Here is a 17,953-nt window from a genome sequence, read left to right on the forward strand (position 1 = left end):
CGTCGGCATACGGCGCGTCAGCCCACGAGGCTTCAGCCCACGACGCGTCAGGCCACGAGCAGCCGCAGGCCGAGTTCGGCCGCGCCGAGATCGACGAGGTCGCGGTTGCGCTCGGCCCACCGGCCGGAGTCGAGGTCCTCGCGCAGCCGGTCCACCGCCCGCCGCTCGGCCTCCGGCCCGACCCTGGTCCACACCGACACCGCGCGCCGGACGTGCTCCTCCAGATACGCCTCGGGCCGCCGCCAGTAGGCCTCGAAGAAGCCGTCGGCGCAGTCCCAGGGGATGAGCACCGGCTCGATGCGGGCCCCGATCGCGCGGGCCAGCTGGTCGATCGAGGGACGGCCCGCGACGAGGCCCGAGACCTCGGGCAGGTAGTCGCGGCTCAGCCAGAAGCGGTTCCGCCAGCCGACGTCGCTGGAGTCGTGCGTGAACACCACCACACGGCGGGCCACGCGCCGCATCTCGCGCAGCCCGGCGATCGGGTCGTGCCAGTGGTGGACGGTGCTGAAGGCCATCGCGGCGTCGAAGGACCCGTCTTCGAACGGCAGGCTCTCCGCACCGGCGGCCACGCACGGCGCCGCGTCCGCGGGACGCTGCGCCCGCATGACGGCCGACGGTTCGACGGCGGTCACGTCGCGGTCCGGGGGCTCGTACGAGCCGGTGCCGGCCCCGACGTTGAGGACCGTCCGCGCGTCCCCGAGCGCCTCCCATACCCGCGCGGCGATGCGCGGCTCGGTGCGCCGTGTCGCCGGATACGCGGACCCGATGGACTCGTACAACCGCGCGCCGAACACCTTCAGTTGATCCTCCGACGTCGTTCTGATGCCCATGGCCCGTGCCTCCAGTTCGGTGTCGATGGCCGCCACCATGGCGGTCGCGCGGTCGCGCTGCTCCAGCAGCAGACCGCGCAGCCGGTGCAGGTGCGCGACCGCGTCGGTGGCCGGGTCGTCGACCAGATCCGCGATCTCGCGCAGTCCGAAGCCCAGCCGCCGGTAGGCGAGCACCTCTCGCAGGCGCTCCACGTCGCCCGCCGCGTAGGCCCGGTAGCCGGCCGCGGTCCGCGCGGACGGCTGGACGAGGCCGATCTCGTCGTAGTGATGCAGCGTGCGGACGCTGACGCCGGCCAGCCCGGCCACGCGCCCCACGGTCAGGTGCTCTGCCACGTCCCCGACCTTGGCGCCTGACGCCACGTGAGGGTCAAGCGCCGCCCGGTCGGTGCCGCCGGGGGCATGCGCGGGCGTCACGAGCCGTAGTAGGCCGTGTACCAGGCGGACCGTCGCTCGACGGTGAAGTCCTCGAAGTCCGCCGCTTGTTCGCAGGCGAGGAGGCGGCGCAGCGCGGCGTCGGCCGCGCCGTCCGTCGTACGCCGGGACAGCAAGTACCGCTTGGTGCGGTCGAGCCCGCCTCCGCAGAGCAACTGGACGTCGATCGAGCAGTCGGCGTCGAAGCTCGCGGTCTTGGCGTCCCAGACGAGCGGGACGTCGTCGAGCGCGCCGGCGTGGAACAGCTGGACGCAGCACAGCTTCATCAGCGCGGTGTCGCCGTCCCCTTGGGACCGCCGCTCCCGCCGGATGTGCTCCCGGAGCAGCCGGCGGACCTCGTCGAGGTCCGCGCCGGCCGGGTGCAGGCCATGGAGGTCCAGCCACGCGTCCTCGTCCACGGGCTCCGCCCCTTCCCTGTGTCCTTGCGCCGGCGCGCCCTGCGACCGGCTGGAGAGGATCATGCCACGCTGGATTCGGTGCCTGATCCCGATGGGTCCCCTACGCGAGGACGGTGCCGCCGCGTGGATCCGGCGGCGTCCCGGTCCCGCTCGTCAGCCGTGGACCTCCGCGGGGGTGCGGAACGAGATCCAGACGTCGGGGGCCACGTCCGGCCGGCCCGGCACGGGCCGGCGTTCCTCCGTCCACGCGCCACCGGCGATCCGCGTGGCGGCGCGCCGCCAGAAACGCACCGCGGCCGCGTTGGCGTCCTGGAACGCGATCTCCCACGCGCCCGGGTGCCTGGCCACGATCTCCTGGACGGCGCGCAGCCCGACCCCGGTCCGCCGCGCCCCGCGCACCACGAAGAAGCTGTTCAGCACGCGCGTCGGAGCGGCCAGACCGCGGACGAACGCGAATCCGGTGGGGCTGCCGGTGCCGTCCGTCAAGAGGTACGGCGCCCAGTCGGGGTCCGAGAAGGCCATGGGGAGCCGGTCGTCGCGGAAGGTTCCGTCGGCGCGGGGTAACCGGCCGTCGAACTCCGACATGTCGTGGCGGAACATCAGCCACAGCCGTTCCACGACGGGACGGTCGGCCGGGCCTGCGGGGCGAAGGGATACGTCCGCCATGAGACTCCTTTGCAGAGGTGGTCGGCCGGCGGGTGTCACGGGCGCGACACGCGCCGACGGTCGAGCGTTCCAGGGTCCCGTGACGCGCGCGGGCGCTCCAGTCGTTCGTCGGCCATCGCGCGCCGGGGCGCCCCGGCTGTCGGCGCGGGCCGGTGGCCAGGCGGTGGTCGGCCGGCGGTCAGGCACCACGGGGAGGTGCCCTCCGCCGCGTGGGGGGTTGCAGCTGCCGCTGCGGCAGCTTTTAGCGTCATGACCAGGGCCGGAAAGACCGGCCGGGCGACACGGTGGGGGAGAGGAGCGGCGATGGAATGGCCCATCTCGGAGGTGGCCCGGATGTCGGGTGTCACCGCCCGGACCCTGCGTCACTACGACGAGATCGGACTGATGACGCCGTCCCGTATCGGCGCCGGCGGTCTCCGCTACTACGAGGAGCCGCAGATCCTGCGGTTGCAGCAGATCCTCGTACTGCGGTCGCTGGGCGTCGGGCTGCCGGAGATCGACCGGATCCTGTCCGAGCGGGTCGACGAGGTGGAGGCGCTGCGCCGCCACCACGAGCGGCTGCTCGCGGAGCGGGACCGGCTCGACGTGCTCGTCGGCACCGTCTCCCGCACGATCGCCACCCTGGAGCAGTCAAGAAAGGAAGGACGACCCATGACCATCAACCGACCGGAGAACCTCTTCGAGGGAGTCCAGCCCGCCCAGTACGAGGAGAACATGCGTGAGTTCCCCGGCCTCGCCGAGGAACTCGGGCGCCGCGCCGCCGGGATGAGCCAGGCGGACGCCGACGCCGCGCACCGGGCGCGCACCGCGCAGATGATCCGGCTGGCCGAACTCATGGCCGCGGGCCACCCGGCCGGCGCCGAGCCGGTCCTGGCCGAGATCGACGCCCAGTACCGGGCGCTGACCGGGATGCGGGCCGTCTCCGCCGAGGAGTACCGCGCCATCGGTCGCGCCTGCGTGGACAACGGCACGTGGCGGGCCGCCTACGAGGCGATCGCCCCGGGCCTGGCCGCGTACCAGCGCGACGCGATCGACGCGTACGTCACCGCCCGGCTGAGCTGAGCGGCGGCTCCGGCGCCCTCGCGGGGGACGCCCCGCGAGGGCGCCGGAGCACGCGGGGCCTCTCCGCTCCTACTGCTCGGCGAGGACGATCACGGCGTCCTCCGGGCCGAGGACGAGCGGGGCGTTCTTCGGCGGGTTGAGGTAGACGCCGTAGCGCGGCGGGTCCTCGCTGTGGCGGGCCAGGCGGTAGCCGAGGGCGGTCTCGCCGGTCCGCCGGGCCGCCTCGGCGACCGTGGAGAAGTTGGCCTCCGTGCCGAGGACCACGTAGTTGCATGCCGGCTTGAGGTAGATCTCGGACCCCTCGGGGTCGAAGAGATCGGCGAACACGTCGTACAGGGCGTGGTTCTCGGTCAGTTGGGTGAGCATCAGGCTGATCACCTTGGTGCTGACGATGAAGTCGTCGGCCTTGGTGACCTGGGCGACCTCGCGGTTGGCGTCGTCGTTCATCTCGGTGACGATCGAGTACGGGTCGCCCAGGCCGTCCTCGATGTCGCGCAGGTGGAGCAGGGTCACGAGGGTCCGGTCGTCGGCCGAGCCGGGCGCGACGGAGTCGTCCGACAGGACCACGATGTGCCGGTAGTCGTTCAGGTCCAGGGACTCCAGCGACGAACGCCGGGTCGGCACACAGGACTTGTAGCCCACCGTCAGGTTCCGCACCGGCCGTCGGAGGGCGGCCTCCGGCCGGTTCGGGGCCGCGATGTCGAGGGTGGAACCGGGCTGGACGAAGCTGTCGAGCAGCGTCACGAGCTTCGTCGTCCGGGAGTTCTCCCCGATGAGCAGCGTGTGGTCGAGGGAAGGCGGCTGCGCGGGCGCCGAGGTGATCGCCTCCTCGACGATCGTGGGGCGCCGGGTGGCCGGGCGGATCAGCAGGTCGTCCTCCGCGAGGACGAGCAGCTGGTCGCCGGAGCGTATCTCGGTGTCCATGGCCGGGTTGAGCAGGACCTCGCCGTCGCCGCGCCGCAGCCCGGCCGCCATCCCGACCTCGTAGGCGTGCAGCGCCTCCCCGTACGTCGTGCCCATCAGGCGCGGCTCCTCGCGGAGGTAGAACTCGTTGCCGATGAAGCTGAGGAGTTCGTTGAAGACCCCGGAGAGACCGGTCTGCCGGTGCGCCTGCGCGATGAGGCGTACGGCGATGTCCTCGGCGTCGATGACCAGCGCGCCGTCGCCCGCGGCGAGCCGGGCCGCCGCGAGGTTCTCCGAGTCGTGCACGGCGGCCACGATGTGCGGCCGAGTCCCCTGCCAGGCGCGGCTGTTCAGGAGCAGGAGCACCTTGATGACCTCGACGTCGCGGTCGCTGCCCACGGAGGGCAGCACCATGACGGACTTCGCGGTGTCCGGGCTGACCAGCTCCAGGTCGTGGCGTATCAGCGGGTTGCCGGACCGGCAGATCACCCGGGTCTTGCCCGTGTCGGGTATCCGCGCCCGGATCGCGTCCTCCATCGAGACCTTGTCGCGGTCCGCGAGGATCACCACGCACGAGCGCCGTTCGCTCTGGTTGGCCTCGACGAGTTCGGCGATCACCGTGAAGACCTGGTCCGACCAGCCGAGGACGACCGTGTGCCCGGCCTCGATCAACCGCGAGCGTCCCTTGCGGAGTTCCTGCAGCCGCTCGTTGAGCCCGGTCGTCAGGACACCGATGAGCGCGCTGACGATGAAGATGCCGCCGATGGTCACGGCCAGCATGAGGCCGAGGAACAGCGGTCCGCCGGTGTCCCCTCCCATGGTGCCGGGGTCGAGCGTGCGCAGCAGGCTCATCCACGCGACGCCGTACCAGCCGCCGTTGTCCTCGGCGTCGGTGTCCGTGAACAGGACCACCAGGGTGGAGGCGAGCGTGATGAGCACGAGCGAGGCCAGCGCCAGCCAGCTGATCAGGGCGGGTGTGCCACGGTCCATGGTGCCGTCGAACCAGTACCGGAACCGGGTCCGCAGTTTTCCGCGTGCCACCGATGCCTCCCCGTGCCTGTCGGTTGCCGCGCCCCGCGCGACGGGGGCCGTCCTCGTCACCCGGCCCCGATGTGGTGATCATTCTTTCATTTCGCACAGGAGTGCTCGCCAGTGAACCAGGGTCCTGATCACGGCGATTGCTCGCATGTGGTGGGCGAATCCCCCCGAAACGGCGGCGATTGAGGCGAGGTGGTGGAAGCGGTCTGGTGGAGCGGTGGCGCCTCGAAAGGAGCGGTCCGGTGCGGCGCGGGCCCAAGGAATCGGAGCGGTCAGCCCTGAGAACCCGGCGGCCCCCCCCACGCGAAAGCGCCCGGCCGGGGCATCCCCGGCCGAGCGCCTGTGCTCGCCGCTCGCGGCCTGATCGAGCCGACGGTGTCGGCGACGGCCGGGGCGTCAGAGAGTGATCATGAACTTGCCCTGATCCCAGTACGTGCCCTGGTTGGTGCGGACCTCGATCTTGCCGTCCTTGGTGTGGACGAGCATGTCGGCCTTGCCGTCCCCGCTGCCATCGTCGAAGTCGAGGACACCCAGGTCGCTTCCGTCGAGGAACCGGCCCCAGCCGCCGGACCAGTGGGTGCCCTGGTCCCAGTACGTGCCCTGGTTGGTGCGGACGGCGATGTTGCCGTCGTTCGTGTGGACGAGCATGTCGGCCTTGCGGTCGCCGTTGACGTCGGCGAAGTACAGCCGGCCCAGGTCCTTCCAGGTCAGGAAGAGGCCCCAGCCGCCGGACCAGTGGGTGCCCTGGTCCCAGTACGTGCCCTGGTTGGTGCGGACCTCGATGTTGCCGTCCTTGGTGTGGACGAGCATGTCGGCCTTGCCGTCGCCGTTGACGTCGGCGAAGTACAGCCGCCCCAGGTCGCTTCCGTCGATGAACCGGCCCCAGCCGCCGGACCAGTGGGTGCCCTGGTCCCAGTAGGTGCCGCGGTTGACGCGGACGGCGATGTTGCCGTCCTTGGTGTGGACGAGCATGTCGGCCTTGCGGTCGCCGTTGACGTCGGCGAAGTACAGCCGGCCCAGGTCCTTCCAGGTCAGGAAGAGACCCCAGCCTCCGGACACGACCCGGCCCGGCGCGAAGGTGTCGCCCTGGTTGTGGTAGACCGCGATGTCGCCGTTCGTACGGAGCATGACCAGGTCGGCCTTGCCGTCGCCGTCGACGTCGGCAAAGTACGTCCGGTCGCGGTTGCGGACGTCCTTCACCCAGTCCGCCAGGCCGTCGACCCGGGCGTCCACGGCGCCGTTCCGGGTCTCCGTCTCGCCGAAGCACCCGCCCTGCCAGGAACGGCTGTGGACGGCGGCCAGCTCGACCCCGCCGGCCGTGCGGCGCAGGGCCGGGCCGCCGGTGTCGCCCTTGCAGACGGAGACCCCGTCCCGGCCGGTCAGTGCCACCGTGGTGCCGGTCGAGGAGTCCACCTGGAACTCGCCGGTGTGCATCCGGTCCGGGACCCACTCGGTCTTCGTCCGCCCGAACCCGGCCCCGAGCAGGCTCTCGCCCGCCGAGGGAGCGCCGGCGGCCAGGCCCACCGGCGTGACCGTGGTGACGGGCTCGGCGAGCCGGACCATGGCCACGTCCCGGTCGTCGCGCGGGACCACTTCGACGATGTCGATCGTCCGGTCGCCCAGGGTCGCCTGGGACTTCAGCGCGGGCTTGCCCGCCGTGACCTGGCCTCCCGGGGTGGAGGCGAAACAGCTGGTGGCGGTCAGCAACCACTGCTGGTGCACCAGCGCGGCGGAGCAGCCGCGCGTGGTGTCGCCCTCGCCGATGTTCAGGCGGGCGGTGAAGGCGTGGTCACCCGCGGCGGCGGGCGTGCCGGAGACCGCCTGCGCGGCCGGGGCCGCGGTGAGCAGACCGGCGGCGACCGCCAGAACGATGCCGGCGGTCACGGGGCCGCGGGTCCGCCGGGAGCGGATTCCTGTGTGGGGCAACGTACTTCTCTCTTCGGTCGAGCGTATGGGCGACTACGGGAGGAGCGCGACGGAGTGTGACACGGCAGGTCCGGTCTCGTCACCAGGGACAACTCCGGCACCACCGTGCCCTGTCGACCGGCGCACGACCACGCGCCGCAGCCGGACGGGTGCCACGGGAGGCATAGGCGCGTCGCGGCGCCCCGCGCCGACTCTCCTGATCCATCGGGTGATTCCGGGCGCGTCGTGTCGCCCCTGTGCCGCGCGCGCGTCTGTCCGCCGCCGGCGTCGCCCGTGTCGCCTCACGAGCTCCCGCATGGCCGGAAGATCACCCCGTTCGCGGCCCCCGCGCCTCCACCGGGCACGACGAAGCCGCGCCCCGGCAGGTGCCAGGACGCGGCTTCGGCATGGGGGATCCCCTTGCGCGGCGCGCACCCATCCGCGTGCGCGTACGTGGACGTCCCGGCGTGTCAGCCGCGGCTCTTGGCGCGTTCCAGCGCGGTCACACCCACCGCGGCGAGGGCGATCTGGATGATCCACTCGATCCAGTCGATGCCCTTGGTGTCGGCGACGCCGAGAAACGCGGCGATCGCGGTCCCGACGAACGCGGCCACGATGCCGACGGCGATCGTCCACAGCACGCCGATCCGCTGCCGGCCGGGCAGGACCAGCCGCCCGAGCGTTCCGATGACGATGCCGATCACGATCGCGCTGATGATTCCGGAGATCTCCATCCCCGCCCCTTCCCTTGTTTCTACAGTCACGTAGAACGTAGCACCGGTGCGGTCCGGCGTCCGGCCTGCTCCTCCTCGCTCCCGAGGGCCGTCCGGCCGCCGCCGTGCGCGCCCGTGACCGCGACGGCATAGTGGAACCGGCCGCCGCCGAGGGGGTGCCCGTCGTCCCCCTCTGTCCGTACGTCGCGCGCCGGGCCGAGCGGCACCCCGACGAGGCCCCCGCCGCCCGCCGAGGCGGTCCAGGTGACCGAGCGGCAGCCGAGGGAGCGGACGGACCTCTGGTGACGGCGGCCGGGTGCCCCGCTCTGTCCGAAGGCCCCGGACGCTCGCCCGAAGGCATGGCCTCCGCGCGCGCGGGCAGTCGGAACGGGGGAGGCTGGAGCCCGTCCCGGCCCTCGATTCCCTGATCGCCGCTCCCTCCCCTCGTACCTCTCGGAGGACGTCATGACCCAGCCCCCGATCCCCGACCCGATGCCCTCGCCCGTGCCGACCCCGGGACCCCCTCCCATGCCGCCGCCCAACCCCGTGCCGCCGAGCCCCTATCCCGTACCGGAGCCCGAACCGCAGCCGCAGCCGGGACCCGCCGGGCGGTGACCGCGCGCCACATGGCGCGAAGTGCGACGCGTGAGGCGGGGGAACCGGCCGGAACCCCTTGTCACGCACGGTTGCCTGCCCCTACCTTGGGCGACTGTCGACGCGTACAAGGGGGGCCCATGGCCGCACGCGGGAAGCACCGCCGTCAGCAGCCGAGCCGGATCAACCGTGCCTCGCTCGTCACCGCCGGCGGCGCGGGCATGGCCCTGCCACTGATCGGGGCGGGCACGGCGCAGGCCGCCTCACTGGACGTCTGGGAGAAGCTCGCCGCCTGCGAGTCCACCTCCCAATGGCAGATCAACACCGGCAACGGCTACTTCGGCGGACTCCAGTTCAGCCAGTCCACCTGGGAGCGGTACGGCGGGACGCACTTCGCGCCGCGCGCCGACCTCGCCTCCAAGGACCAGCAGATCGCCGTCGCCGAGCGGGCGCTGGAGAGCCAGGGCCCCGGCGCCTGGCCCGCCTGCGGGCCGCGCGCGGGCCTCGAACGGGGCGACGCGGCACCCCGACCGGCGGGCGGCGCCACCGCGCAGACCGCGGGCGTGCGGCCGCTGGCGGCGAAGGCCTCGCTGCCCGCGCAGCGCACCCAGGCGGCCGCCGCCGCGCCCGCGAGTCCCACCACCGTGCCGACCGTGCGCGAGATGTACACCGTCGAGTCCGGCGACTCGCTCTCCGAGATCGCCCGCGACAAGGACGTACGGGGCGGCTGGCCGCGGCTGTACGAGGCCAACCGCCGCGTCGTCGGCGACGACCCCGACCTGATCCTCCCCGGCCAGCGGCTCACCCTGCGGATGGCCGCGCCCGCGGCACCGGCCAAGCCCCCGGCCGTCACGCCGCGGCCCGAGACGAAGCCGAAGCCCAGGCCGGAGACGAAGCCCGAGGCGAAGCCCACGCCCGCCCCGGCCCCCGCCACGCCCGCGCCGAAGCCCCCGACGGCCAAGCCGCGGACCCAGCCGCCCGCAGAGGCGACCCGTCCGGTCTCGCGGCCCGCGCCCGAGAAGCCGAAGCCCGCCGTGAAGCCGGCCGCCAAGACCGAGGCCAAGCCCGAGGCGAAGCCGCCGACGAAGGCCCCGGCCGCCAAGCCCTCCCGCAAGCCGGCGGCCCAGAAGCCCGCCGCCCAGAAGCCGGCCCCGAAGCCCGCCCACAAGCCCGCTCCCGCACCCGCGCACAAGCCGGCGCCGGTCCGGCACTTCACCTCGCCGGTCGCCGACACGGACATCGGCACCCGCTACCGCACCCAGGGCTCGTCCTGGTCCAGCGGCTACCACACCGGCATCGACTTCCCCGTCCCCACCGGCACGTCCGTACAGGCCGTGGCCACCGGCCGGGTCGTCTCGGCGGGCTGGGGCGGCGCCTACGGCTACCAGGTCGTCATCCGCCACGGAGACGGCCGCTACAGCCAGTACGCGCACCTGTCCGCGCTCACCGTCCGCGCGGGCCAGCAGGTCAACACCGGCCAGCGGATCGGTCGCTCAGGATCGACCGGCAACGTGTCGGGACCGCACCTGCACTTCGAGATGCGTACGGGTCCCGGGTACGGGTCCGACATCGACCCGCTCGCGTACCTCCGCGCCCGCGGCGTCTCGATCTGATCCGGCGGAGGACCCCGGCCGGGCCGAGGATTCCGGCCGGGCCGAGGACCTCGGCGGCGTGGAGGTCCCCGCCAGGGCGGGGGATTCCGGCGCGCCCGGAGCCTCCGGCCCGGTTGTCGCGGTCTCCCGCCCGCCCGGGTTCTCGGCCGCCTCCGGGGCCGCCGTCCCGGTGCCCAGCCGGTCCAGGGTGAGCTGGACGAGCCCGCCCGCCGTCACCACACCGCAGATCAGGGCGGCGACCCCGCCGGCCGCCCCGTACCGGAACGACTCGCCGAACAGGGTCAGGCCGACGGTCGCCGCTATCACCGGGTTCACCACCGTCACCATGGCCAGCGGCGCGGCGAGCCCGGCGCCCCGGTACGCGGCCTGGGACAGCAGCAGCCCCGTCACCGCCAGCGCCGAGAGAACCAGCAGGCTCGCCCACTGGGCGAGCGGCGCGTCCAGGCGGAAGTCCACCGCCACCGTCTTCGTGAAGACCGAGGCGATGCCGAAGGCGACCCCCGCGCCCGCGGCCAGGACCATGCTGCGCAGCGCCGGGCGCCGCACCAGATGCGCGGCGGTGAACAGCAGCGCCACCGCGCCGAACGTGACGAGCGCGAGGAGCCGCCGCTCGTCGGTCGCCAGGGACTGCTCGGCCGTGCCCGAGGTGAGGCTCAGCAGGCCGGCCAGACCCACCGTCGTCATGAGCGCGCCGCGCCAGGCCGTCCGGCCCGCCCGGCGGCCCACGAACAGCGCCGCCAGCGGCAGCGCGCACACGATCGTCAGCGCGCCCAGCGGCTGCACCAGGCTCAGCGGTCCGTACGCGAGGGCGGCCACGTGCAGGGCCGCGCCCAGGCCGTTGAGCGCGATGGCGCCCCACCACGCCGGCCGGCGCAGCGGCGCGTACCGGGGGACGGCGGCCGAGGCCGCCACCCGCTCCTGCACGATCGCCGCGGACGCGTAGGCGACCGCGGAGACCAGCGACAGGAGCACGGACAGCGCGAGGGAACTCATACCTCCACGATCCCGCTTCCGGGCGTTCACGTCGTCGTACCAGGGAACCTGATCCGTCGTACCGCGAACGGAGTACGAAGCGGCCTCGTACACCTCGCGGCGTAGTCCGCGCAGCTCACCTCGACCGGCACCGGACCGGGCCCGCGACCCCTCCGAATCGGCCACCCCCGGTCGAGCCGCCGAAATTGGCCCCGCGCCGGGGCGGCGCGGGCGCCGCCGATGGCAGGATGCCCCGGTGGAACCGGACCCGGAACTCGATGCCCGCGCCGATGCCCGCGCCGACGACGGCGCGGACGTCCGCGCGCTCGACAGCGCACAGGTGGGCGGCTTCTTCGTGCTGCGTACGGCCCCGCCGCCCGGGCCGGCCACCGGCGCCCGGCCCGACCACCGCCCGCTCGCGGAGCTGTACGCGGGCCGTGACGACACCCCGCTCACCGCCCGCGTCGACCGGGTCGCCGCCGGACTCGGCGTATCCGGGCGGGAGCGCCGGGTCGCCGCCTCGGCCGCCCAGCTCGGCCTCGCCGCCCGCCTCTGGTCCACCACCCTCGGCCCCGCCGCCCTGCACGGCCGTTTCCCCGACCTCGCGCCCGGCACCCTCCACTGGGACGGCGCGCTCGGCGCCCCCGACGACCTGTGGTGGTCCGGCTCCGCCACCCGCCCCGCCACCGTCGCCGGGCTGCGGGCCGCCGTCCTGGAGGCCCACCTCGTCCCGCTGCACGCCGCCTTCGCCCGGGACGGCCGGATCTCCCCGCGGCTGCTCTGGGGCAACTCCGGCTCCGCGCTCGCCGGAGCGCTGCGCGAACTGCTGCGCTGGGCCCGCGCCCACGGCCGCCCCGACGCCGCCGCCCGCGCCGTCGCGCTGGTCTCGGGCCTGCTCGACCACCCCGACCTGGCCGGCACCGTCCGCGGCCCGGCCCTGCGCCGTACCAGCTGCTGTCTCTACTACCGCGGCGCGGCCGGAGGCCTGTGCGGCGACTGTGTGTTCGACCACGCCCCCCGTACGGGTTTGGAGCGGCGGCCCCCCGCTCCGTAAAGTTGCTTATTCGAAGCCCACGACACGCCGACGCGCGGGTGATCGGCGCATCCGCCGGTCATCCGGGCCCACCCGCCGCGGTGGCCGGCGGCCCGCGGCGACGAGTGACGACGGCACGAGCGATCGAGGACGACCAAGGCCATGACGGTGACTGAAGAGACCCAGGAGTACGGGCCGGGCATCGACCCCAAGCGCCTGGCCGTCTGCCTGGGCGTGCTCGACGAGCTGGACGAGCTGGACGTCGACCACCCCGACGCCATCCTCGTCCGCCGGGCGACCGCCGGCATCTACCGGACCGTGAAGCAGCGCCGCCGCCAGGAGCGCCGGGCCGCCAAGACCGCCCACGACAAGGCCGTCACCGAGTCCACCGCCACCGGCTCCGCGCAGCGCATCGACGACGAGACCGAGGGCATCCTGCCCTCCTCGGTCACCGAGGCCGGCCGGATCGCGGGCATACTCCAGCGCCCCCGCTCCTGCTACACCTGCAAGACGCGGTACGTCGAGGTCGACTACTTCTACCACCAGCTCTGTCCCGACTGCGCCGCCCTGAACCGGAACAAGCGCGACGCCCGCGCCGACCTCACCGGCAAGCGCGCGCTGCTCACCGGCGGCCGGGCCAAGATCGGCATGTACATCGCGCTGCGGCTGCTGCGCGACGGCGCCCACACCACCGTCACCACCCGCTTCCCCAAGGACGCCATCCGCCGCTTCAAGGCGATGGACGACTCCGCGGACTGGATGCACCGCCTGGAGGTCGTCGGCATCGACCTGCGCGACCCGGCCCAGGCCGTCGCCCTCGCCGAGCAGGTCACCGAGGCCGGTCCGCTGGACATCCTGGTCAACAACGCGACGCAGACCGTACGCCGGCTGCCCTCCGCGTACGCCGCGCTCGTCGAGGGCGAGCGTGCCCCGCTGCCCGCCGGCGAGCTGCCCGCCCACCACGTCATCGGCGCCTTCAACTCCGGCGCGGTCGACGGTCTCGCCGCGCTGCCCGTCGGCGTGAGCGGTCTCGACGCCCAGAAGGTCGCCGACCTCGCGCTGGTCGCGGGCAACGCCAGCATCGCCCGGCACCAGGCCGGCACCGCCATCGACGCGGGCGGTCTGGTCCCGGACGTCGTCGACTCCAACACCTGGGTGCAGACCATCGAGCAGATCTCCCCGGTGGAGCTGCTGGAGACCCAGCTCTGCAACTACACCTCGCCGTTCATCCTGATCAGCATGCTGCGCCCGGCGATGGCCCGGGCCGCCGCCCAGGCCGCGAGCAAGCGCGCGTACGTCGTCAACGTCTCCGCCATGGAGGGCGTCTTCGGCCGCGGCTACAAGGGCGCCGGGCACCCGAACACCAACGCCGCCAAGGCCGCCATGAACATGGTGACCCGCACCAGCGCCCAGGAGATGTTCGACACCGACGGCATCCTCATGACCTCGGTCGACACCGGCTGGATCACCGACGAGCGCCCCCACTTCGACAAGCTGCGGCTCGCCGAGGAGGGCTTCCACGCTCCCCTCGACCTGGTCGACGGCGCGGCCCGGGTCTACGACCCGATCGTGCTCGGCGAGCACGGCGAGGACGTGTACGGGGTCTTCCTGAAGGACTACGCGCCCGGTAAGTGGTGATCCGGTGAAGAGGGGCGGGGTACAGGAATTCGGCCAGGTTCACTCGAACGCGTCACACTTTCGTGCCCCATAGAGCGCAGGCGTGCTCATTTGGTTAGTCTGGTGTACACGGCCGGTCAACACGGGTTTCACCGAACCTCCCCAGATCGGCCGGGGACTGGCCTGTCACCGAATGGCCGCGGTCCCGCCCGTCAGTACGGCGCCACCGCGACCGAACGGACCCCCTGTCCCCCTTGATACGCGACACGAAGGAGTGCGCGGTGACACCGGAATCGACCACGCAGGAGAAGCAGCGCCCCGCCGAACCGAACGCGCCGATCGGAACGATCGAGCCGACGCGTCAGCGGCCCGGCGAGCTGGGAAACCTCGAAGTATGGGCCCGCTCGGCCCCCATCCGGCTCGCCGGATACGAGGACGACCTCGCGGAGCCGCACATCCTGCCGGGCATCGACTGACCCGAACCGCAAGCGACGCTTCGCCGCGATGCCCCCGGCCGATCCTCTCTGCCGGGGGCATCGCCCTGTCCGGGCACGGTCGTCCCGCCCGGCAGGGGGGAGCCGCGGGTCACCCCGCGCGGTCCCGGCGCGCCGGCCCGCGCAGCCGTACCGGCGGCAGGTACTCCCGGACCAGCGTGCGATGCCACCATGCCCCGGTCTCCCGCAGCTCGCGCCAGGTGGTGAACCGGTAGCGGTAGAGCAGCGCCCGCACCCGCGCCGGCGGGGCGTCCGGGAACGGGTTGTGGCGCAGCAGCCGCAGCGTGTCGCGGTCCCCGGCGAGCAGCCGCTCCACGAACGGCCCGAACCAGTCGCCCGCGTAGCCGGGGGAGAGCGCCGCGAACCACATCAGCCAGTCGAGCCGCAGATGGTACGGGGCGAACTGGCGCGGCAGCCGGCGCGGATCGCCCGGCTTGCCGCGGAAGCCGTACTCATGCCACACCGTGTCCGGGCCCGGCGCCACCTCGTCGGTGCCCTCGATGACGATCTCGTCCCGGACCCGGCTGACCGTACCGAACGCGCCGTACGTGTTGACCAGATGCAGCGGATCGAAGGAACGGTTCATCGTCTGCCGCCGGGACAGCAGGTTGCGCACCGGATGCCGGCTCTGGACGAGGATCAGCACGGTGGCCGCGCACACCACGACCACGTACCAGAGCGGGGCGCCGGGCCGCTGATGGTCGTGGCCGCCGGGCAGCAGCGAGCCGTCCATCGCCGACAGCGCGAGCAGGATGGTGAGCCAGTTCAGCCAGGCGAAGTTGCCCGAGAGCACCAGCCACAGCTGGGTCGCCACCATCAGCCCGGCCGCGACCGTCGCCACCGGCTGCGGCGCGAACAGCAGCACCGGGACGCCGAGCTGGACGACATGGTTGGCGGCGCACTCGGCCCGGTGCAGCGGCTTCGGCAGGTGGTGGAAGAACCAGCTCAGCGGGCCGGGCATCGGCTGGGTCTCGTGGTGGTGGTACAGGCAGGTCAGGTTCCGCCAGCACGGATCGCCGCGGATTTTGATCAGCCCCGCGCCGAACTCGACCCGGAACAGCAGCCAGCGCAGCAGGAACAGCACCAGCACCGGCGGCCCGGTGTCGGCGTTGCCGAGCAGCACGGCGAGGAAGCCCGTCTCCAGGAGCAGCGACTCCCAGCCGAAGGAGTACCAGGTCTGCCCCACGTTCACGATCGACAGGTACAGCGCCCACAGCAGCAGCCACAGCAGCATCGACACGGGCAGCGGCACCGCGTCCCCCGCGCCCGCCACCAGGGCGAGGGCCAGCAGGGCACCGCCCCAGGCGACGGACGCGAACAGCGCGTCGGAGTAGCGCCACTGGAAGAGGCTGGGCGCGAGGCGGGCCGGGACCCGGCGGGTGAACGCGGGCACGGGCAGCATCCCGCGCGCGCCGATGAGCGCCCGGAACTGCAGGGCCGCCGACACGAAGGCGACCACGTAAAGTCCGGCGAGCCCGCGCTGGAAGACGATCCGGCTCAGCCAGTAGTCGGGCGCGGTGAACCACTGCATCGGCTCGGGGCGAGGTCAGGGCCGGCCGGCAGGCCGGTCAGGCAGAGTCGGCCGGGCGGGCCGACGCCGCCCGCCCGGTCAGCGCCTGTCGGTGTCGTCGCCGGTGCCCTTGGCGTCGGCGTTGTCGTTCGCGGTCCGCTCGCCCTCCGCCTGCGACGGGGTGGTACGGGTCGGCATCCTGTGCGTCTGCTTCTTCTGCGCCGCGTCCATGTCCTCGTCGAGGCGCTCGCCCTCGGCCTGCGAGGGGCTGGTGTACTCGTCGTACTGGCTCATGGCCGCCTCCTCAAGGAGTGCGGGGGAGTACACAAGGAGCGTAACTCCGCGGGCCCGGTCGGGATCCTCGGGAGGTTCCGCGCAGCGAGCCCAGGGGCCCCGGCGGCGCGGGCGCACGGGGCCGCCGCACCGGATGGACGCGCCCGGATTGCGGTCGCCATGGGGCTGCGGCAGTAAGGAGGGAACGACCCGGGGCGAACAAGTGGGAGAACCCAGTGCGCGACGTATCCAGACGACGGCCCTCACGACCCGGCACGCCGCCGCCCGGCACCCGGCCCCGCACCCCGGACGGCCCCCCGTTGGACATCCTGCCGGGTACGTCGCTCAGCGGCCGGGCGCTCACGGCGGCGGGCGGACCGGCGGACGCGCGGGCGGGAGGGCCTGCCGGTGACGCCCCGGGCCCGCGGGCCGGTCTGCGCCCCGGGATCTGGGCGGTCGCCGTGCTGGCCCCCGCCCTGCTGATCGCGGGCTGCTCCCTGGACACCCCCGCCGAGCCGGGCGCGCAGCCGACTCCCGCCACCGTCCGTGAGGTACTGCTGGAACCGGCCGGCGTCCAGGGGCCCGCGCCGTTCGGGCCCTCCACCGTGCAGGAAGGCGCCCCCGCCGCGTCGGACGGCGCGCCCGCGGCGGGACCCGAAGGCGCGGCGCCCGGCGGCGCCACCGGCGCCGCGCCGGCCGGCCGCGCGCTCACCGGCGCCACCCCCGGCCTCTACGGCGGCACCCGCTCCACCGCCAGCTGCAACGTCGAGCAGCAGGTCGCCCTGCTCACCACCGACCCCGCCCGGGCCCGCGCCTTCGCCGAGGCCGCCGGCATCCCCGAGGCCCGGCTCGCCGACTGGCTGCGCGGTCTCACCCCGGTCCTGCTGCGCGCCGACGCCCGGGTCACCAGCCACGGCCTCCGCGACGGCCGCGCCGCGCCCTTCCAGTCCGTCCTCCAGACGGGCACCGCCGTCCTCGTCGACGAGTACGCGACCCCGCGCGTGCGCTGCGCCGGCGGCAACCCGCTGCGTGCCCCGGCCCCCGCGCCCGGTGCCCGGCACAAGGGCCGGCCGTGGCCCGGCTACCGCCCCGACCGGGTCGTCGCGATCACCCCGACCAACAGCGTCGTCCGCAGCCTGGTCCTCGCGGACGGCGCCGGCAACACCTGGTTCGAGCGGCCGGCGGGCAGCGATGGCGAGGCGGACCGCAGCCCCGACACGACACCGTCGTGCGACCCGGCCACCTGTGACCTCGTCGCCGCGCCGCCCGCGCCGCTGTCGGAGACGGCCGGTTCGCCCGCGTTCTCCGGCGACCCGGCCGGACCGCCCGGCGGGACGGGCTCCGGCGGCTCCTCCGTACCCGGGCCGCCGCCCGGTCCCGGATCCGGTGTCCCGATGCCCGACGGTCCCAATGCCCCGGCCGGCTCGGGGCAGCCCGGCGTCCCGGACGGGCCGGACGCGCCCGCGCCGGCCGACGGAGGCGTACCGGGCGGGATGGACAGCCCGGACGTACGGCTCGCCCCTGAGGGCCCCGGACTCCCCGACGGTCCCGGCTTCCCGGACGGCCCCGGTCTCCCTGACGGGCCGGGCGCGCCGAACGGGCCGGACGGTCCCGACGGGCCGATCGCCCCGGACAGCCCCCCGGCCGCCCCCGACGCGCCGCCCGCCCCCGACGCCGTATCGCCCGACGGCCGGTCCTTCGACGGTGCCGCGCCCGGGCAGCCCGGAACCGAGCCGGGGCGCGGGCCCGAGACCGCCTGAGGTGACGCGACGCGGCGGGCCGCGGGGCGCCGGGCGGCACCGGCCCGGCGGCTCCCCGCCGTGCGGTCCCGCCGCGCTGTGCATAGCGTGGGCCCCATGAGCGCGGGCAGCGGGGGCGGCGATGCCGCGGCGGCGGGCCG

Annotated in this window: 15 protein-coding genes; 6 read left to right on the forward strand and 9 right to left on the reverse strand. The window is 74.0% G+C overall.

Annotation, left to right across the window (positions count from 1 at the left end; translation table 11 throughout):
• Positions 1-47: 47 nt before the first annotated feature.
• From ABZ693_RS15885 to ABZ693_RS15895, 3 genes are all read right to left on the reverse strand, one after another.
• On the reverse strand, positions 48-1,136 hold the full coding sequence (locus ABZ693_RS15885; protein WP_435842434.1) for a MerR family transcriptional regulator: 1,089 nt from the start codon (positions 1,134-1,136) through the stop codon (positions 48-50).
• Positions 1,137-1,240: 104 nt separating this feature from the next.
• On the reverse strand, positions 1,241-1,660 hold the full coding sequence (locus tag ABZ693_RS15890; RefSeq protein ID WP_359876815.1) for a hypothetical protein: 420 nt from the start codon (positions 1,658-1,660) through the stop codon (positions 1,241-1,243).
• A 153-nt stretch (positions 1,661-1,813) separates the two neighbouring features.
• The gene (locus ABZ693_RS15895) at positions 1,814-2,326 is read right to left on the reverse strand and encodes a GNAT family N-acetyltransferase (RefSeq protein ID WP_359876818.1); all 513 of its coding nucleotides are present in this window, start codon (positions 2,324-2,326) and stop codon (positions 1,814-1,816) included.
• A 303-nt stretch (positions 2,327-2,629) separates the two neighbouring features.
• Between ABZ693_RS15895 and ABZ693_RS15900 the strand changes: the two genes are divergently transcribed.
• Complete coding sequence (locus tag ABZ693_RS15900; protein ID WP_359876821.1) at positions 2,630-3,388, forward strand: MerR family transcriptional regulator; 759 nt, start codon at positions 2,630-2,632, stop codon at positions 3,386-3,388.
• Positions 3,389-3,457: 69 nt separating this feature from the next.
• Here the strand turns inward: ABZ693_RS15900 and ABZ693_RS15905 are convergent, their stop codons facing one another.
• From ABZ693_RS15905 to ABZ693_RS15915, 3 genes are all read right to left on the reverse strand, one after another.
• The gene (locus tag ABZ693_RS15905; protein WP_359876822.1) at positions 3,458-5,332 is read right to left on the reverse strand and encodes a CASTOR/POLLUX-related putative ion channel; all 1,875 of its coding nucleotides are present in this window, start codon (positions 5,330-5,332) and stop codon (positions 3,458-3,460) included.
• Positions 5,333-5,725: 393 nt separating this feature from the next.
• Positions 5,726-7,213, reverse strand: a complete 1,488-nt coding sequence (locus ABZ693_RS15910; RefSeq protein ID WP_359876824.1) for an FG-GAP-like repeat-containing protein — start codon at positions 7,211-7,213, stop codon at positions 5,726-5,728.
• A 491-nt stretch (positions 7,214-7,704) separates the two neighbouring features.
• Complete coding sequence (locus ABZ693_RS15915; RefSeq protein ID WP_359876827.1) at positions 7,705-7,968, reverse strand: GlsB/YeaQ/YmgE family stress response membrane protein; 264 nt, start codon at positions 7,966-7,968, stop codon at positions 7,705-7,707.
• A gap of 713 nt (positions 7,969-8,681) precedes the next feature.
• Here ABZ693_RS15915 and ABZ693_RS15925 point away from each other — a divergent pair.
• Complete coding sequence (locus ABZ693_RS15925) at positions 8,682-10,154, forward strand: peptidoglycan DD-metalloendopeptidase family protein (protein WP_359876830.1); 1,473 nt, start codon at positions 8,682-8,684, stop codon at positions 10,152-10,154.
• Here the strand turns inward: ABZ693_RS15925 and ABZ693_RS15930 are convergent.
• Positions 10,035-11,147 (reverse strand): DMT family transporter, encoded by a 1,113-nt coding sequence (locus ABZ693_RS15930; RefSeq protein ID WP_359876832.1) that lies wholly within the window; start codon positions 11,145-11,147, stop codon positions 10,035-10,037. The two genes, ABZ693_RS15925 and ABZ693_RS15930, sit on opposite strands and share 120 nt — an antisense overlap.
• Before the next feature lie 319 nt (positions 11,148-11,466).
• Here ABZ693_RS15930 and ABZ693_RS15935 point away from each other — a divergent pair, with 319 nt between their 5' ends.
• The 3 genes from ABZ693_RS15935 to ABZ693_RS15945 all read left to right on the forward strand — a co-directional run bounded on the left by ABZ693_RS15935 (position 11,467) and on the right by ABZ693_RS15945 (position 14,252).
• Positions 11,467-12,180 (forward strand): IucA/IucC family C-terminal-domain containing protein, encoded by a 714-nt coding sequence (locus tag ABZ693_RS15935; RefSeq protein ID WP_359876961.1) that lies wholly within the window; start codon positions 11,467-11,469, stop codon positions 12,178-12,180.
• Between the two features lie 141 nt (positions 12,181-12,321).
• Entirely contained in the window at positions 12,322-13,797 is a 1,476-nt protein-coding gene (locus ABZ693_RS15940; protein WP_359876834.1) for an SDR family NAD(P)-dependent oxidoreductase, read from the forward strand.
• Positions 13,798-14,057: 260 nt separating this feature from the next.
• Positions 14,058-14,252, forward strand: a complete 195-nt coding sequence (locus ABZ693_RS15945; RefSeq protein WP_359876836.1) for a hypothetical protein — start codon at positions 14,058-14,060, stop codon at positions 14,250-14,252.
• A 109-nt stretch (positions 14,253-14,361) separates the two neighbouring features.
• Here ABZ693_RS15945 and ABZ693_RS15950 read toward each other — a convergent pair whose 3' ends face one another.
• Positions 14,362-15,801, reverse strand: a complete 1,440-nt coding sequence (locus ABZ693_RS15950; protein WP_359876839.1) for a lipase maturation factor family protein — start codon at positions 15,799-15,801, stop codon at positions 14,362-14,364.
• A 78-nt stretch (positions 15,802-15,879) separates the two neighbouring features.
• Positions 15,880-16,074: a hypothetical protein gene (locus ABZ693_RS15955; protein WP_359876842.1), complete on the reverse strand. Its 195-nt coding sequence runs from the start codon at positions 16,072-16,074 to the stop codon at positions 15,880-15,882.
• 299 nt (positions 16,075-16,373) lie between these two features.
• On the opposite strand from ABZ693_RS15955, the gene ABZ693_RS15960 reads away from it, so the two are divergent.
• Positions 16,374-17,813 (forward strand): DUF6777 domain-containing protein, encoded by a 1,440-nt coding sequence (locus tag ABZ693_RS15960; RefSeq protein ID WP_359876845.1) that lies wholly within the window; start codon positions 16,374-16,376, stop codon positions 17,811-17,813.
• The last annotated feature ends 140 nt before the right edge of the window (positions 17,814-17,953 follow it).

Origin of the sequence: Streptomyces laurentii, assembly GCF_040635425.1 — a bacterium.
Classification (GTDB): domain Bacteria; phylum Actinomycetota; class Actinomycetes; order Streptomycetales; family Streptomycetaceae; genus Streptomyces; species Streptomyces laurentii.

Bases quoted from the DNA above. Each gene is read 5' to 3' on its own strand.
- ABZ693_RS15925 (WP_359876830.1), top strand. From the start codon at position 8,682: ATGGCCGCACGCGGGAAGCACCGCCGTCAGCAGCCGAGCCGGATCAAC.
- ABZ693_RS15895 (WP_359876818.1), bottom strand. From the start codon at position 2,326: ATGGCGGACGTATCCCTTCGCCCCGCAGGCCCGGCCGACCGTCCCGTC.
- ABZ693_RS15900 (WP_359876821.1), top strand. From the start codon at position 2,630: ATGGAATGGCCCATCTCGGAGGTGGCCCGGATGTCGGGTGTCACCGCC.
- ABZ693_RS15955 (WP_359876842.1), bottom strand. From the start codon at position 16,074: ATGAGCCAGTACGACGAGTACACCAGCCCCTCGCAGGCCGAGGGCGAG.
- ABZ693_RS15950 (WP_359876839.1), bottom strand. From the start codon at position 15,801: ATGCAGTGGTTCACCGCGCCCGACTACTGGCTGAGCCGGATCGTCTTC.
- ABZ693_RS15940 (WP_359876834.1), top strand. From the start codon at position 12,322: ATGACGGTGACTGAAGAGACCCAGGAGTACGGGCCGGGCATCGACCCC.
- ABZ693_RS15930 (WP_359876832.1), bottom strand. From the start codon at position 11,147: ATGAGTTCCCTCGCGCTGTCCGTGCTCCTGTCGCTGGTCTCCGCGGTC.
- ABZ693_RS15915 (WP_359876827.1), bottom strand. From the start codon at position 7,968: ATGGAGATCTCCGGAATCATCAGCGCGATCGTGATCGGCATCGTCATC.